The 15,671-nt window shown below is 72.7% G+C and carries 17 protein-coding genes; 12 read left to right on the top strand and 5 right to left on the bottom strand.

The window, feature by feature from the left end; translation table 11 throughout:
• The first annotated feature begins 64 nt into the window (after positions 1 to 64).
• Genes KW076_RS10200 through KW076_RS10185 form a run of 4 tightly spaced genes read left to right on the top strand, consistent with a single transcriptional unit; the run spans position 65 to position 3,182 of the window.
• The gene (locus KW076_RS10200) at positions 65 to 958 is read left to right on the top strand and encodes a F0F1 ATP synthase subunit gamma (protein ID WP_224355231.1); all 894 of its coding nucleotides are present in this window, start codon (positions 65 to 67) and stop codon (positions 956 to 958) included.
• 50 nt (positions 959 to 1,008) lie between these two features.
• Positions 1,009 to 2,466 (top strand): F0F1 ATP synthase subunit beta, encoded by a 1,458-nt coding sequence (gene atpD, locus KW076_RS10195; protein ID WP_224355230.1) that lies wholly within the window; start codon positions 1,009 to 1,011, stop codon positions 2,464 to 2,466.
• A gap of 3 nt (positions 2,467 to 2,469) precedes the next feature.
• Positions 2,470 to 2,742, top strand: coding sequence for a F0F1 ATP synthase subunit epsilon (locus KW076_RS10190; RefSeq protein WP_224355229.1), 273 nt, complete (start codon positions 2,470 to 2,472; stop codon positions 2,740 to 2,742).
• Between the two features lie 26 nt (positions 2,743 to 2,768).
• Entirely contained in the window at positions 2,769 to 3,182 is a 414-nt protein-coding gene (locus KW076_RS10185) for a DUF2550 domain-containing protein (RefSeq protein ID WP_224355228.1), read from the top strand.
• Here the strand turns inward: KW076_RS10185 and KW076_RS10180 are convergent.
• Both KW076_RS10180 and nucS read right to left on the bottom strand, forming a co-directional pair.
• Positions 3,149 to 4,441, bottom strand: a complete 1,293-nt coding sequence (locus KW076_RS10180) for an N-acetylglucosamine-6-phosphate deacetylase (RefSeq protein ID WP_224355227.1) — start codon at positions 4,439 to 4,441, stop codon at positions 3,149 to 3,151. The genes KW076_RS10185 and KW076_RS10180 overlap by 34 nt on opposite strands.
• A gap of 11 nt (positions 4,442 to 4,452) precedes the next feature.
• Positions 4,453 to 5,148 (bottom strand): endonuclease NucS, encoded by a 696-nt coding sequence (nucS, locus tag KW076_RS10175; RefSeq protein ID WP_224355226.1) that lies wholly within the window; start codon positions 5,146 to 5,148, stop codon positions 4,453 to 4,455.
• A 41-nt stretch (positions 5,149 to 5,189) separates the two neighbouring features.
• On the opposite strand from nucS, the gene KW076_RS10170 reads away from it, so the two are divergent.
• Positions 5,190 to 5,549: an Rv1322 family protein gene (locus tag KW076_RS10170; RefSeq protein ID WP_224355225.1), complete on the top strand. Its 360-nt coding sequence runs from the start codon at positions 5,190 to 5,192 to the stop codon at positions 5,547 to 5,549.
• A 42-nt stretch (positions 5,550 to 5,591) separates the two neighbouring features.
• Here the strand turns inward: KW076_RS10170 and KW076_RS10165 are convergent, their stop codons facing one another.
• The gene (locus KW076_RS10165; protein WP_224355224.1) at positions 5,592 to 6,800 is read right to left on the bottom strand and encodes an AI-2E family transporter; all 1,209 of its coding nucleotides are present in this window, start codon (positions 6,798 to 6,800) and stop codon (positions 5,592 to 5,594) included.
• Between the two features lie 136 nt (positions 6,801 to 6,936).
• On the opposite strand from KW076_RS10165, the gene KW076_RS10160 reads away from it, so the two are divergent.
• The 7 genes from KW076_RS10160 (at position 6,937) to KW076_RS10130 (ending at position 14,197) form a co-directional block, all read left to right on the top strand.
• Complete coding sequence (locus tag KW076_RS10160) at positions 6,937 to 7,890, top strand: co-chaperone YbbN (protein WP_224355223.1); 954 nt, start codon at positions 6,937 to 6,939, stop codon at positions 7,888 to 7,890.
• Between the two features lie 118 nt (positions 7,891 to 8,008).
• Positions 8,009 to 8,779, top strand: a complete 771-nt coding sequence (locus KW076_RS10155; protein WP_224355222.1) for an ABC transporter ATP-binding protein — start codon at positions 8,009 to 8,011, stop codon at positions 8,777 to 8,779.
• A complete protein-coding gene (locus KW076_RS10150; protein WP_224355221.1) occupies positions 8,770 to 10,362 on the top strand; it encodes a Tat (twin-arginine translocation) pathway signal sequence in 1,593 nt (530 codons plus the stop codon). Before KW076_RS10155 ends, KW076_RS10150 begins: the two co-directional genes overlap by 10 nt.
• A 41-nt stretch (positions 10,363 to 10,403) precedes the next feature.
• Positions 10,404 to 10,754: a DUF3039 domain-containing protein gene (locus tag KW076_RS10145; protein WP_434084320.1), complete on the top strand. Its 351-nt coding sequence runs from the start codon at positions 10,404 to 10,406 to the stop codon at positions 10,752 to 10,754.
• The gene (locus tag KW076_RS10140; protein ID WP_434084319.1) at positions 10,747 to 12,579 is read left to right on the top strand and encodes a DEAD/DEAH box helicase; all 1,833 of its coding nucleotides are present in this window, start codon (positions 10,747 to 10,749) and stop codon (positions 12,577 to 12,579) included. Before KW076_RS10145 ends, KW076_RS10140 begins: the two co-directional genes overlap by 8 nt.
• A 98-nt stretch (positions 12,580 to 12,677) precedes the next feature.
• Positions 12,678 to 13,757 (top strand): DUF2599 domain-containing protein, encoded by a 1,080-nt coding sequence (locus tag KW076_RS10135; protein ID WP_224355219.1) that lies wholly within the window; start codon positions 12,678 to 12,680, stop codon positions 13,755 to 13,757.
• A gap of 2 nt (positions 13,758 to 13,759) precedes the next feature.
• A complete protein-coding gene (locus KW076_RS10130) occupies positions 13,760 to 14,197 on the top strand; it encodes a hypothetical protein (RefSeq protein WP_224355218.1) in 438 nt (145 codons plus the stop codon).
• A 41-nt stretch (positions 14,198 to 14,238) separates the two neighbouring features.
• On the opposite strand, the gene KW076_RS10125 is transcribed toward KW076_RS10130, so the two are convergent.
• Both KW076_RS10125 and KW076_RS10120 read right to left on the bottom strand, forming a co-directional pair.
• Positions 14,239 to 14,919: an AAA family ATPase gene (locus tag KW076_RS10125; RefSeq protein WP_350354979.1), complete on the bottom strand. Its 681-nt coding sequence runs from the start codon at positions 14,917 to 14,919 to the stop codon at positions 14,239 to 14,241.
• A 59-nt stretch (positions 14,920 to 14,978) separates the two neighbouring features.
• Complete coding sequence (locus KW076_RS10120) at positions 14,979 to 15,671, bottom strand: isochorismatase family protein (protein WP_224355217.1); 693 nt, start codon at positions 15,669 to 15,671, stop codon at positions 14,979 to 14,981.

Raw genomic sequence — 15,671 nt, 5'->3', positions numbered from 1 at the left:
CGGTCCGGCGTCGGACCCCACGGGGACGGCGCCGGGCCGCCCTCCCGCCACGGAAAGGACCATCATGGGAGCCCAGATCCGGGTCTACCGTCAGAAGATCGCATCGACCACGTCGATGAAGAAGATCTTCAAGGCGATGGAGCTGATCGCCACGTCCCGCATCACCAAGGCGCGTGAGCGGGTCAACCAGTCGCTGCCGTACGCGAACGCGATCACGCGCGCCGTGACCGCCGTGTCCAGCCAGCACGACATCGACCACGTGCTGACCACCGAGCCGGAGAACCCCACCCGGGCCGCCGTGCTCATCATGTCCTCGGACCGCGGCCTGGCCGGCGCGTACTCCGCCAACGTCCTGCGCAAGGCCGAGCAGCTGCTCACCGCCCTGCACGAGGAGGGCAAGGACGTCGACGTCTACGTCGTGGGCCGCAAGGCGCAGACGTACTTCGACTTCCGCGGCCGCGAGTACAAGCAGCTCTGGACGGGTCAGACGGACGCCCCCAAGGCGGAGCGCGCCCAGGAGATCGGCACGATCCTCGTGGAGTCCTTCCTCACCGACACCGCCGCCGGGGGCGTGGACGAGATCCACGTGGTCTTCACCGAGTTCGTCTCGCTGGTGAAGCAGAACCCCCACGTGATCCGCCTGCTGCCCCTCGAGGTCGTGGAGCAGGACGTGGTCTCCCCCGAGGAGGTCCTGCCGCTGTACGAGTTCGAGCCGGATGCGGACGAGGTCCTCGACGCCCTGCTGCCGAAGTACATCGAGTCGCGCATCTTCAACGCCATGCTCCAGTCGGCCGCCTCCGAGCTGGCCAACCGTCAGCGGGCCATGAAGTCGGCCGGTGACAACGCCTCGAGCCTCATCAAGGAGTTCACGCTCCGGATGAACAACGCCCGTCAGGCCGAGATCACCCAGGAGCTCACCGAGCTCATCGCGGGCGCGGACGCGCTCAACAACTCCTGAGCCCTTCGACTCATCAGACCCGCCATCCACACACGATAGAAGTGAGAGAGATGACTGCCACCTTCACCGACCAGGGCACCGGCACCCCCACCGCCGGCGCCACCGGGCGCGTCGCCCGCGTCATCGGCCCCGTGATCGACGCCGAGTTCCCGGCGAACGCGATGCCCGAGATCTACAACGCGCTGACCGCGACGGTCGAGCTCGCCGGCCAGACCCGCGTCGTGACCTTCGAGGTCGCCCAGCACCTGGGCGACAACATGGTCCGCGCGATCTCCCTGCAGTCCACCGACGGCCTGGTCCGCGGCGCCGACGTGCAGGACACCGGCGCCCCGATCTCCGTTCCCGTGGGCGACGCCGTGAAGGGTCACCTCTTCAACGTGCTCGGCGAGACCCTGGACATGCCGATCTCCGAGCTGGACGTCCAGGAGCGCTGGCCGATCCACCGCCCGGCCCCGTCCTTCGCCGCCCTCGAGGGCTCCACCGAGATGCTGGAGACCGGCATCAAGGTGATCGACCTGCTGACCCCCTACATCAAGGGCGGCAAGATCGGCCTGTTCGGCGGCGCCGGCGTGGGCAAGACCGTGCTCATCCAGGAGATGATCACCCGTGTGGCCCGCAACTTCGGCGGCACCTCGGTGTTCGCCGGCGTGGGCGAGCGCACGCGTGAGGGCAACGACCTCTGGGTCGAGATGGACGAGGCGGACGTCCTCAAGGACACCGCCCTCGTGTTCGGCCAGATGGACGAGCCGCCGGGAACGCGTCTGCGCGTGGCCCTGTCCGCGCTGACCATGGCGGAGTACTTCCGCGATGTGCAGAACCAGGACGTGCTGCTCTTCATCGACAACATCTTCCGCTTCTCGCAGGCCGGCTCCGAGGTCTCCACGCTGCTGGGCCGCATGCCCTCCGCCGTGGGCTACCAGCCGAACCTGGCCGACGAGATGGGCGTGCTGCAGGAGCGCATCACCTCCACCCGCGGCCACTCCATCACGTCGATGCAGGCCGTGTACGTGCCCGCGGACGACTACACGGACCCGGCCCCGGCCAACGTGTTCGCCCACCTGGACGCGACCACCAACCTCACCCGTGACCTCGCGTCCCGCGGCCTGTACCCCGCGGTGGACCCGCTGGCCTCGACCTCCCGCATCCTCGACCCGCAGTACGTGGGCCAGGAGCACTACGACGTCGCGACCCGCGTCAAGCAGATCCTCCAGAAGAACAAGGAGCTGCAGGACATCATCGCGATCCTCGGTGTGGACGAGCTCTCCGAGGAGGACAAGATCACCGTGTCGCGTGCGCGCAAGATGGAGCAGTTCCTCTCGCAGAACACCTACACCGCCAAGCAGTTCACCGGCGTCGAGGGCTCGACCGTGCCGATCAAGGACACCGTCGAGGGCTTCAAGGCCATCGCCGACGGCGACCTGGACCACGTGGCGGAGCAGGCCTTCTACAACGTGGGCGGCCTGGACGACGTCGAGCGCGAGTGGGCCAAGATCCAGGCCGAGGGCTGATCCATGGCTGAGCTGAACGTGGAGATCGTCTCCGAGGAGAAGTCCATCTGGACCGGAACCGCGTCCGCCGTCTCGGCGCGCACGATCAACGGTGAGATCGGCATCCTGCCGGGCCACACCCCGATGCTCGCCGTCCTCGGCGACGGCGAGGTCGTGGTGCGCGCCACCGACGGCGGCACGATCACGGCGCAGGCCAACGGCGGGTTCTTCTCCGTCGACGACGACCGCGTGGTGATCGCGGCCGCCACCGCCCAGCTGGGCGGGGCGGCGGCCTGATCTCAGGCCGAGACATGAGGGGCCCGGTGCTGCTGCTCTCCGGGGCGCTGGCGGTGTTCGCACTGCTGGCGCTCGCCGGATGGGCACGGCACCGGGCCCTCGTGCGTGGACCCGGGCGCTTCGCCGGGGTCCTCGTCACGGACGGCGGGCGTCGGTGTCGGGTCGTCGGATGCTTCCGCTCGCACGAGCTGGTCCTGTCCCACCACCTGCTGCCCGAGCGTCGGCTGTGGTCCGCCGAGCGCTGGCGCCTGGAGGTCGACCGACTGCCCGCCGCGGAGGCCGGCCACACGCGGCTGCGCATCACGGACGCCTCCGGGCGCTCGGACGACGCCGTGGACCTGGAGGTGGAGGACGACGTCGCCGGCGCCGTCCGCGCCTGGACCGAGGCCGGCCCCTCGCAGGCCGGTCAGTCGTGGTGGCGCCCGCCCGGCGCCGCCTGAGACCGCAGCACCGTCACGGCGCCGTCTGGCGCCCACACGAGCACGTCGCCCCCGGGGGCGGCGTGCTCCGTCGTCTCCGGGGTCCCCACGGGGACGGCGTGGCTCCCGCCCAGCGTCCGTGCGGGGACGTGCGTGGCGGCGCGCAGCACGGCGTCGGGGTCCAGGTCGCTGTGGAGGAGGCGTCCCACGATCTCCGGGAGGTCGGCGGCCCCTCCGGCGAGGGCCGCTTCGGCAGGGCCCGTCGGCTCATCGGCGCCGACCCGCGGGCCGTCCTGGGCCGCGTGGATCGGGAGAGATCCCAGCCGGTGCGCGGTGCCCCGAGTCGCGCCGGTGGCCGCGACGGCGTCGGAGACCAGGCACGCCGCGGGGGCCAGGCCGGGGTCGCCCAGGATCGCGGTGAGGACCTCGTCGTCCACGTGGACGCCGTCGCCGATGAGCTCCAGGCGGGCCCGGCCCGCGCGGGCGGCTCCCAGCAGCGCCGGCAGCGGCCCGGGGGCGCGGTGGTGGAAGCCCCGCATCCCGTTGAAGAGGTGCGTCGCCACCGGGGTGGGCGCGGGGAGGCCCGCCGCGGTCGCGGCCGCCCGCGCGTCGTCGGCGGTCTGGAGCCAGGCGCGCGTCGTCGCCCCATCGGCATCCGTGTGCCCCGGACACACCACGACGCCGGTACCTGTCAGCTCCCGCGTCAGCGCGTCCGCGCCGGGGAGCTCGGGGGCCAGGGTGAGCGTGCGCACGAAGCCCTCCGGCTGGGCGGCGATCAGGGCGCGCACCCGTCGGCCGGCGGGGGAGGGCGGCGTCAGGAGCAGGGCGGGGTCGTGGGCCCCCGCGCGGGCGGGGGAGAGGAACGGCCCCTCCAGGTGCACCCCGGCCAGCAGGCCCTCCGCCCACAGGGGACGCAGGCGGTCCAGGGCCGCGGCGAGGGCGTCCTCCGCGAGCGTCGGCAGGGACCCGACCACCGCCCCGACGCCCGCCTGCCGCTGCGCCGCGAGCCAGGACCGCACGTCCGCCGCGGGGGAAGTGGCGAGGTCCACGCCTGCGCCGCCGTGCACGTGGTGGGAGGTCAGCGCCGGACTGAGCCGCAGGGCGGGCGCGTCCACCGCGGTCTCCCAGAGCTCCTGCGGGACCCGCTCGGCGAGCCCGGCCCAGACGAGGAGCGCTCCGTCCGGCCCGGCGGACCACACGGCGCTCACCCTCACCGGGGTGGCGCCCGGATCCGCCCCCACCCAGGGGGCGGTCGTGCGGAGCAGGGCCGACGCCGTCATGGCCGGGCGGCTCAGAACAGGCGGGCGTCGGCGTCGTCCACGCCGCGCATCGCGTCGTAGTCGAGGGTGACGCAGCGGATCCCGCGGTCCTCGGCGAGGGTGCGGGCCTGCGGCTTGATCTGCTGGGCTGCGAAGACGCCGGTCACGGGGGCGAGCAGGGGGTCGCGGTTCATGAGATCGAGGTAACGCGTGAGCTGCTCGACGCCGTCGATGTCACCGCGGCGCTTGAGCTCCACCGCCACGGTCTGCCCGCCGGGGCCCTTGGCGAGGATGTCCACGGGGCCGATCGCGGTCATGTACTCGCGGCGCACGAGCGTGTGCCCGTCGCCGAGGAGACCGATCTGCTCCGCGAGGAGACGCTGCAGGTCCGCCTCCACGCCGTCCTTGACCAGGCCCGGGTCCACGCCCAGCTCGTGGGTCTCGTCCGCCAGGACCTCCTCGAGCAGGACCAGGAGCCGGTCGTCGGACTTCTTGGCCTGCACCCGCCACACCTGGGTCACGCCGGCCGCGGCCTGCTCCTCGGTGGGCTCCTCCACGTGCAGCGTGGCCGGCGGGGACATCCAGTTCAGCGGCTTGTAGGAGCCGCCGTCGGAGTGGACCAGCACGGAGCCGTCCGCCTTGACCATGAGCAGGCGCGTGGCGGAGGGCAGGTGGGCGTTGAGTCGCCCCTCGTAGGTGACGGAGCAGCGGGCAATGACGAGACGCACCGGCCCAGTCTAGGGGCCGGGGGTGTGCCAGCATGGTGACCATGCCGCGCTCCAACCGCCCCCGCCGCTCCGCCGCCCCCCGCCGGGGCGAGGGCGCCGCGGGCGGCGCCTCCCGGCGCTCCCGCCCCGGGCCCGGCCGGGCCGATCCGCTCGAGGAGCTGCTGGGCATGGACCCCGGCTACTCGCACCAGTCCGGGTCCGACGGCGGCTGGCACGTCCGTGACATCCCCTCCTGGCGGGCGGTGAAGGACTACACGTGCCCCGGCTGCGGGCGGACCATCCGGCAGGGGCAGGCGCACCTGGTGGCCTGGCGCTCGGACTGGATCATGGGCGACGAGGACGCCGGCGCGGACCGCCGCCACTGGCACCCCACCTGCTGGCGCACGCGCGCCTCCCGCTGAGGGCCCCGCCGGCGGACCGATCGCCGTCGGCCGTCCGGGGACTCAGCGGGCGTCCTGCCGGGGGATCAGCACCTCGCGGACGATCAGCAGGACGGCGGCCGCCGTCGGGATGGCCATGAGGGCGCCGAGCACGCCGAGCAGGGTGCCGCCGGCGATCACCGCGATGACGCCCACCGCCGCCGGCACGGCGACGGCGCGGGCCATGACGCGCGGGGAGACCACGTAGGCCTCGATCTGCAGGTAGACGAAGTAGATCGCCGCGAACAGCGCCGCCGCCTGCCAGGACTCGAGCAGGCAGACCGCGGTGAGGATCGTCCCGCCGATGAGCGCGCCGACCAGCGGGATGAACGCCATCACGGCGGCCACGAAGGCCAGGAGCACGGGGAACGGGCCGCCGGCCACGGACAGCGCGATGAACGCGACCGTGCCGTTGAGCACCGCCACCACCGTCTGGCCCATGACGTAGTGGCCCACGGACAAGGTGATCTCCTCGCCGAGGGCCTCCACGCGCAGGCGCTTCGACCGGGGTGCCAGGCGGTAGCCCCAGTACTTCAGGTGCGGCAGGGACGCCAGGAAGTAGAGCGCGAGGACCACGACGACGATCGTGGAGAACACCGCGTTCATCACGGTCTGGCCGATGCCGACGAGGCCGCCGAAGAGCTGGGTGACGGCCGCGCCGTCCTTGGTCAGCCCGTCCAGCCAGGACTGCACGGCGTGCTGGATCTGCAGCTGACGGTCGACCTCCCGGAACCAGGGGGTGGCCATGATCTGGGTGATCGTGTCGGGCAGGCCGGTGATCAGCTGGGTGGACTGCTGCACGACCGCCGGGACGAGCATCCCGACGACGGCGCCCGCCACCGCCGCCAGCCCGAGGGCGGCGAGCAGGACGCCGACCCAGCGGGGGGCGCCCCACCGTTCCACGAGCCGGACCACGGGGTCCAGGCCGAGCGCGATGAACAGGGCGGCGGCGATCCACACGAGCAGCTGCGTGTTCTCCAGCACCACCCACACGAGCACGGCGGCGAGGCAGACGCCCATGGTCAGCAGGAAGCCGGCGGCCACGGGGGCGCGGAGCGCCAACTCGGGCACTTCGGGCTCCGCGGGGGCCGCGTCGGGGGAGCCGGGGGGCAGCGGGTCCACTCTCTCGTTGGGCAGGAACGCCTCCCGACGGCGCACCAGCGAGCCCAGGCGCAGGCGGCGGGCGCCGCGGGACGGGCCGGACGGGGCGGGGGAGTCCTCGATGTGGTCCACGCCGACAGCGTACGGCAGGGGCGCGGGGCCGCCGTGGGCCCCGCGGGCGCCGTATCGGGGGCTACCGTGGTGGCGAGTCAGGAGCCGGGCGGCCGCCGCCGCGACCGGCCCCGCCCGTCGACCGGAAGGACCCGCCATGACCTCCCAGCCCTCCTCCCCGTCCCTGCGCGGGGCCGTGGACCTCTCCTCCCTGCGCACCCCGCGCCCCGCGCCCGGCGCGCAGGGGGCGGGTGCACAGGGTGCCGGCGCCCCCGGCGAGCCCGCCTCCTGGGCCGTCCTCGACGCCGACTCCCGCCTGCTCGAGCAGCTCGTCCAGCTCTCCACCCAGGTGCCGGTGATCCTGGTGCTGCACGTGCCGGGAGACGCGACCTCGGAGGCCCTCTCCACCCAGTTCGCCGACGCCGCGGACGCCCAGGCCGGGACCGTCGTGATGGCGCGTCTGGACGTCGTCGCCGAGCCGCAGCTGCTGCAGGCGTTCGGGATCGGGGCCGGCCCCGCCGTCGTCGCGGTCGTGGCCGGCCAGCCCGTCCCGCTGGCCAACCAGGAGCTGCCCCAGGAGGCCCTCGACGGCCTCATGGGCCAGCTGCTCGAGGTGGCGCGGCAGAACGGCGTCGCCGGGCGGGTCCCCGCCCTGGCCCCGGCCCGCGACGGCGCGGCCGCGCCGCAGCCCGCCCCCGTGCCCCCGCTGCACCGTCGCGCCCATGAGGCCCTCGCCGCGGACGACCTGCCCGGCGCGGTCGCCGCGTGGGAGGACGCCCTGAAGGAGAGCCCGGCGGACGAGACAGCCCGGCAGGGCCTCTCCGCCGCCCGCCTGATGCTGCGCACCCGGGACATGGATGCCGCCGCGGTGCGTGCCGCCGCCGCCGAGCGCCCCGACGAGCTCGCCGCCCAGACCGCCGTGGCCGACCTGGACGTGCTCGGCGGTCACGTGGAGGACGCCTTCGCCCGGCTGGTCCGGTTCGTGGCCGCCCATCCCGGCGAGGACCGGGAGGCGGCCCGCGCCCATCTCGTGGACCTCTACATCGTGGTCGGCTCCGAGGACCCGCGCGTGCACGCCTCCCGGCGTCGCCTCGCCGCCGCGCTGTACTGAGCCACCGGGGTCGCGGGGAATCGAGTCCCAGGACGGTCGAGGCCTGGCCGATGGTGCCGCACGATGTCCTACCCAGGGCGGAGGCGGCGTCCTCAGGCGTGCGGATAGCGTGTGTGACATGCGTGCCCAGGATGCCCCGGACCCGAACCTCGCCCTCGTCACGCGGGGGCTGGCCAAGCGCTTCGGCGAGAAGGTCGCCCTCGCCGGACTGGACCTGGAGGTCCCCGCGGGCTCCTTCTTCGGCGTGGTCGGCCCCAACGGCGCCGGCAAGACGACGGCGCTGTCCATGGCCACGGGCATGCTGCGCCCCGACGCCGGGCGCGTGTGGATCCACGGCGTGGACGTCTGGGAACAGCCCCTGGAGGCCAAGCGCCGCGTCGGCGTCCTCGCGGACGGCGTCCGCACCTTCGACCGCCTGACCGGCGCCCAGCTCATCACCTACGCGGGCCTGCTCCACGGCCTGGACCGCGACACCGTCGACGTCCGCACCGCCGACCTGCTGCGCGTCATGGACCTCGAGGAGGCCGGCCGCAAGCTCGTGGTGGACTACTCCGCGGGCATGACCAAGAAGGTCAACCTGGCGGCCGCCATGGTGCATGCCCCGGACGTCCTCGTCCTCGACGAGCCGTTCGAGGCCGTGGACCCGGTCTCCGCCGCGAACATCCGGGACATCCTGCACGACTACGTGGGGCGCGGCGGCACCGTGATCGTCTCCAGCCACGTCATGGACCTCGTGCAGCGCATGTGCTCGCACGTGGCCGTGATCGCCGGGGGCGTGCTGCGCGCGGCCGGCACCCTCGAGGAGGTGCGCGCCGGCCGGGACCTGGAGGAGCGCTTCGTGGACCTCGTCGGCGGCCGCCACACGGGGGAGGGTCTGGCGTGGCTCTGACCCTCACCCGCCTGCGTTGGGCGCTGACCCTCAACGGCTGGCGCAGGTCGACGCTGACCCTGGTCCTGTCGGTCCTCGGCGCCCTGTACTTCTTCGGCATGGCGGCGATGGCCGTGGCCGCGCTGGTCGTGGGCCTGCCCGAGGCCGAGCTCCCGGTCCGCGGCGCGGTCACCGTGCTGGTCGCCGCCGTCGTCGTGCTGCTGTGGACCATCCTGCCCCCGCTGGTCACGGGCGTGGACGCCACCCTGGACCCGTCCAGCTTCGTGCTCTTCCCGGTGCCCGCCCGCACCCTCGTGGCCGGCCTGCTGCTCTCCACCTTCACGACGCCGATCGGCGCCCTCACGCTGCTGGGCCTGCTGGGCGTCGCCGCGTCCTGGTGGGACACCCCGGCCGCGCTCGCGGCGGCCGCCGTGGGCGCCGTGCTCAGCGCCGTCACCGCCGTGTGTCTGGGCTACGGCGTGACCGGCCTGATGTCCTCCTTCACCGGCCGACGCCGCGTACGGGAGGCGATCTCCCTGCTCGTGCTCATCCCGCTCATGCTGGGCGGCGTGGCGCTGTCCCGGGTGATGCAGTCCATCGACGACCTGCTGTGGCTCGGCCCCGTGCTGGCAAACGCGGCCGTGTGGACCCCCTTCGGCGCCGGCCTCGGCGCGGGCTGGGCCGCGGCCGAGGGGCGCTGGGGGCTGGCCGGGCTGCGCCTGCTGGTGGCCCTGGCGTGGGCGGTGGCCGCCGCAGCGCTCTGGATGCTCGCCATCCGCCGCACCGTGGAGCCGGCCGCGGTGGGCTCCACGGACTCCGCCGCCCCGCGCGGGGACCGCGCCACGGACCTGCGCTGGCTGGGCCGACCGGCCACGTCCGCGCGCACGGCGATCGCGGCCCGCGCGCAGCTGTACTGGTTCAAGGACCCGCGCTACATGGCGTCCCTGGTCACGGTCCCGCTGATGTTCGTGCTCCTGTGGTTCATGGGCACCAGCGGGCCCGAGGGGGCCACGGCCATCCTCCTGGCGGCGGGTCCCGTCACCGCGTGGGCCCTGGGCTACTCGCTCTCCGCGGACATCGCCTACGACCACACGGCCTTCCACCTCCACGTCCTCGCGGGCGTGAAGGGGATCGACGACCGCCTCGGCCGCGTCATGGGCCTGCTGGGCTGGGCGCTGCCCGTCGTCGCGGGGGTGACCCTGGCCACCGTGGCCATGCACGGCGACTGGTCCGTGCTGCCGGCGATCCTGGGTGTGTCCCTCGGCGTCCTGGGGGCCTGCCTGGGGCTGAGCGCCCTGGTCTCCGCACGGTGGGTCTACCCCGTGCCGAAGCCGGGCGACAGCCCGCTGAAGACCCCGCAGGGCGCGGCCATGCGGATCATGCTCGTGCAGGGCACGTCCCTGCTCGTCACGCTCGTCCTGCTCGTGCCCATGGCGGTGCCGTTCGTGGTGCTGCTGGTCACCGGCGCGGCCGTCTGGAGCTGGGTCACGCTCGCCGTGGGCCTCGCCTGGGGTGCCCTCGCCCTGTGGCTGGGGGTGCGCGCCGGCGCCGCCTGGTACGACCGCGCCCAGGCCGAGACCCTGCAGGCCGTGCAGTCCTGGTGAGGCCCGGGGCGGGCCCGCCGGCCGGCGTCGTCCTCGGTAGGATGACGGCCATGAGCATCTCCGATCCGTTCCAGAACGACCCGCTGTCCCCCTCCGGCGGGGGCACCTCCGTGCTGGAGCGCGAAGAGCAGCTCCAGGACGTCGAGCCCGGGGACCACGAGCGCTTCGCGCACTACGTCCGCAAGGAGAAGATCATGGAGTCGGCGCTGTCCGGCGAGCCCGTGATCGCCCTGTGCGGCAAGGTGTGGGTGCCCGGCCGCGACCCGAACAAGTTCCCCGTCTGCCCCCTGTGCCAGGAGATCTACGACGGCCTGCGCGATCCCCAGGACGGCGACGACGCCGGCTCGGGCGGCGGCCGGCGCGGCGGGTTCTTCGGTCGCGGTCGTGGCTGAGGGCCGCTCCGAGACGAGCGGCGCCCCCACCCCGGACGGCATCCAGCCGGACCTGTTCCACGTCGGCGAGGACCTCCCGCCGGCCCTGCCCGAGCGCGCCGCGTGGGGCACCGCCCCCAAGCTGCGCCAGTGGCAGCAGGAGGCGCTGGAGAAGTACCTGCGCGAGGCGCCGCAGGACTTCCTCGCGGTGGCCACCCCGGGCGCGGGCAAGACCACCTTCGCCCTGCGCGTGGCCAAGATCCTGATGGACTCCGGCGTGGTGCAGCGGCTCACCGTGGTGGCCCCCACCGACCACCTCAAGCGGCAGTGGGCGGACAACGCCGCCCGCGTGGGCCTGGCGATCGACCCGAACTTCAAGAACGCCGACGGGCGTCACGGCCCCGAGTACCGCGGCGTCGCCCTGACGTATGCCCAGGTGGCCAACAAGCCGGTCCTGCACCGCAACCGCACCGAGGCCGCCAGGACCCTCGTGATCCTGGACGAGATCCACCACGGCGGCGACGCCCGCAGCTGGGGCGAGGGCATCCGCGAGGCGTTCGAGCCCGCCAGCCGCCGGCTCTCCCTGACGGGCACCCCGTTCCGCTCGGACGACGCCTACATCCCGTTCGTCCGGTACGAGCGGGGCGAGGACGGCTTCGAGCGCTCGAGGGCGGACTACACCTACGGCTACGGGCCGGCCCTGCGGGACCACGTCGTGCGGCCCGTGATCTTCCTGGCCTACTCCGGCCAGATGCGGTGGAAGACCTCCACCGGCGAGGTCATGGAGGCCCAGCTCGGCGAGGCCGCGACCAAGGACATCACCGCCTCGGCCTGGCGCACCGCGCTGGACCCGGCGGGCGAGTGGATCCCCTCGGTGCTGCGCGCCGCGGACCGGCGCCTCACCGAGATCCGCCGGGGCATCCCCGACGCCGGCGGCCTCGTGATCGCCTCCGACCACGAGGACGCCCGCGCCTACGCGGCCCAGCTGCAGGCGGTCACCGGCCAGGCGCCGGCCGTGATCCTCTCGGACGACAAGGGCGCCTCGGACCGGATCGAGGAGTTCGCCGCCTCGGACGAGCGGTGGATGGTGGCGGTGCGCATGGTGTCCGAGGGCGTGGACGTGCCCCGCCTGTGCGTGGGCGTGTACGCCACCAGCACGTCCACCCCGCTGTTCTTCGCCCAGGCCGTGGGGCGCTTCGTGCGCTCGCGGCGGCGCGGCGAGGTGGCCTCCGTGTTCCTGCCCTCCGTGCCGCAGCTGATGCTGCTGGCCAATGAGATGGAGCTCGAGCGGGACCACGCCCTGGACCGCCGGGAGGGCGCGGTCACGGTGGAGGAGCTCGAGGACCTCTCCCAGGCCCCCGAGGAGGACCTGATCGCGGAGGCGAACCGGGCCGAGCGCGGCTCGGAGACCCTCACGCGGGCCTCGTTCGAGGCGCTCGAGTCCCGTGCCAGCTTCGACAAGGTCCTGTTCGACGGCGGCGAGTTCGGCCTCGGCGGGGACGTCGGATCCGAGGAGGAGCTGGACTTCCTCGGCATCCCCGGCCTCCTGGACGCCGAGCAGGTCTCGGAGCTGCTGCGACAGCGCCAGAACGAGCAGATCCGTCGCAAGCCCGCCGCCGCCCCGAAGGAGAGCCGCGACGTCGTCGACCACCGGCGCATGAAGGAGCTGCGGGCCGAACTCTCGACGACGGTCTCGGCGTGGTCCGCGCGCTCCGGCCAGCCCCACGGTGTGATCCACAACCGGCTGCGGGAGATCTCCGGCGGGCCGGCCGTGGCCCAGGCCTCGCGCGAGCAGCTGGAGAAGCGCCTGGAGACGCTGCGCGGGTGGTTCGTCGGGCGTCGGTGACGGCTACTCGTCCGTAAGAGTCCTTTGCAAAGACAGAGCTTGAGTTCAGTACAAAAGTCGCTGGTGTCCCGCTGATCGGTTACGTACGTTCACCTTACGTGCCACGCAGGGTGCGCGGCACGATTCTCGGCAAGGCGGCTGATCATGCGATACATCGCAATGGGAGGGCGTTCGCCCTGGTATTGAGTGGGGTCACCGGGGTGCACTCGGTGTCCGACACGAAAGAGGCGCAGGTCTCGAGTGATGTGGCCACAGTCTTTCAGGCCAACGATCAGCTCAGCGAGGCTGTGGTGGCGCCGGCGTCCCGTGATGCGGATTCCGCGGGTGTCGTCCATCAGAAGACCGAAGCTGTTCTGGACCTTGATGACGGCGGGCGTGCGTTGATGCAGCACGTCGACAAGCCCGACGAGATGATCGGGCTCGGACTGGACGGCGCCGATGACCTTGAATCGGTGGTCCTGGACCCGGTGAGTGGCATCGCTGCCTATGCATCACCGGAGGAGGAGTTCACTTACGTCCCTGTGCTCCGGGACGACGGGACGGTTCAGGCCCATACGGTCATCGACACTCCTGGCGCCCCGACGCGGTTCGAGTACACCGTAGATATCCCGGAGGGGGGTCACCTGGAGATGGTCGGCACGTCCGTCCTCATTCTCGACGCCCAGGGTGACATGGTGGGTGGCATTGCTCCCGCGTGGGCCAAGGATGCCGTGGGGAACGACGTCCCTACGCACTATGAGATCGATGGCGCCACTCTGACGCGGGTCGTGGAACACGACTCATCTTTTGCGTATCCGGTGACGGCTGACCCGTGGTTGCGGATCAATCTCTTCGGTCATGTTTACAAGGACACCTATAGGGACCACCCGCGGGTCAATGCTTCTCTATCTGCCTGGGGATGGTCGGTCTATTCCGGGGCATCGGTCGGGGGTCCGGCGAAGGGCCAGCAGATTCTGAACACGTCCGGTCTTTCTGAGGTCTTGAGCCGAGGGCAGGACATTCGAGATGCCTTTTATGGGAAAGCCAGCATGTATGCTCAATACGCATGCCATGCGCTGGGGGCCGTCGCTGCAGGGCAGTGGAATCTTGAGCGCATCCGCCCGAATCTGACGGTGCCGTGGACGACGAATCTCGCCAACCATCGATGCAATTGGAATTACTCGAATGGAGGTGTGTGATCGTGAACGGCGCACTGACCACTACTGACGGCGCGGTCGTTCACGGACCACGAGGATTCACGGCACGGCGCGCGGTAGCGGTGGTCCTGGCGGTGGTCGCGATGGGAGGCATTCTGCTCCTTCTCGCGCATCTCGGTCTGTTCTCCCGTCCATCGAGCCTCGCTGACAGGATGCGAGGGGGCGTCTTCGCCGAGATCGCTCCGCGGGAGGTCACCGACGAGGTGTGTCCACCTGTCAACTGCCTCTCCGCGTGGGAGACCGAGGTCGGTCGATTCGTCGGGTTCCGCCATGAGGGGGACGCCGAATACTGGCATGTCGTCCTCGGGGACGAGGCGCGCCGGAACGACCGCGTCCTGGTCGACTTCTCCGGCGGCAAATACGACCGGGACCAGGTGCGTCATGCGGTGGACGTGCTCTTCCACGACCGCGACTGGACGTGAAGTCCACGGCGGCCCCCGTCCTCGTAGACGGGGGCCGCCGGTCACCGCAGGTGGCGCAGGTACCGCTCCGGGGAGTCGAGGAAGCGGCGCCAGTGCTGCACGGCCTCGACATCCTCCCACGCGGTGTCCCGCAGGCCCCACGGGCCGACCTCGAGCATCTGCGCCCCGGGCAGGGCGGCCAGCAACGGCGAGTGGGTGGACAGGATCACCTGGGAGCCGCCCTCGAGCACATCCGCGAGCAGGACCAGCAGGGCCATGCACCCGTCGAAGGACAGGGCCGACTCGGGCTCGTCCAACACCCACAGGCCGCGCACCCCCGCCCGCTCCTGCAGGTAGTCGAGGAACGCCTCGCCATGGCTGCGCTCGTGCAGTACGTCGCCGATCAGGTTCTGCTCGAGGTGGGTGAAGAGCCCGTACATCGTCTCCGCGCGCAGGAAGACCCCGCCCCGTGGAGCACCCGCGGACCGGGTGAGCAGGAGGTGCCCTGCCAGCGGCGAGGTGGTCCTCCTGGTCTCGTGCCGCACGTTCCGCGTGCCGCCCTCGGCGTTGAGGCCGAACGCCTCGGCAATCCCCTCCACGAGCGTGGACTTGCCGGCCCCGTTGGCACCCACCAGCACGGTGGCCGGGCCGAGATCGAGCCCGGCGTCCAGCACCTGGGCGATGGCCGGCACGGTGGCCGGCCAGCTCTCCCGGGGCATCGGCGCGCGCGGGTGCTCGGACACCTGACGCACGGGCCATGTCGGCGTCGCGTCGATCCCGACCTCCGGCACGGGGACGGCCCTCAGTCGCCCGCGCGCAGCAGCGCGCCGGCGGCCTCCATCTCGTGCAACGCCGCCTCGCCCGCCGCGTCGTCGACGCCGGCCACCAGGTCCGTGCGCACGGTCACCTCGTACCCGGCCTCCAGGCCGTCCAGGACGGTGGCCCGCACGCAGTGGTCCGTCGCCAGTCCCACCACGGTGAGGGCGTCCACGTCCTGCTCCCGCAGCCACTCGTCGAGCCCGAGGCCGCCGTCGGCGGCGTGGGCCGCGCCCTGCGTGGCCCCGTACGGGCCGGCCGCGGCCCGCGCCTCGTCGCCGGAGCGGACCGCGTCCGGGTCCCCGGCGTGGCCGTCGAACCCGGAGTAGCCGTCCGAGTGCTGGCCCTTGAGGAACTCCGCGTCGATCTCGAGGTCCTCGGCGGACAGGCCCGGGTGCAGCTCGGCGCCCGGGGTGCCGGCCACGCAGTGCACGGGCCACGTGCGCACGTAGTCCGGCTCGGCGTCGCGGTCCTCGAGGGAGGCGGCGGCGAAGTGCCCGACCGGGTCCACGTGCCAGTCGCGCGTGGTCACCACGGCGGCGTAGTCCTCGCGGGCCTCGTTGACGTGGTCGGCGATCGCCGCGGCGACGTCGGCCCCGCCGGCCACGGCGAGGGCGCCGCCCTCGCAGAAGTCGTTCTGCACGTCCACGATCACGAGGGCGCGGTTCTGCTCGCTCAT

It is taken from the genome of Micrococcus porci (assembly GCF_020097155.1).
In the GTDB taxonomy this organism is placed as follows: Bacteria; Actinomycetota; Actinomycetes; order Actinomycetales; family Micrococcaceae; genus Micrococcus; species Micrococcus porci.
Note: the sequence above shows the minus strand (reverse complement) of the source record. Positions and strands in the feature narration are given on the sequence as shown.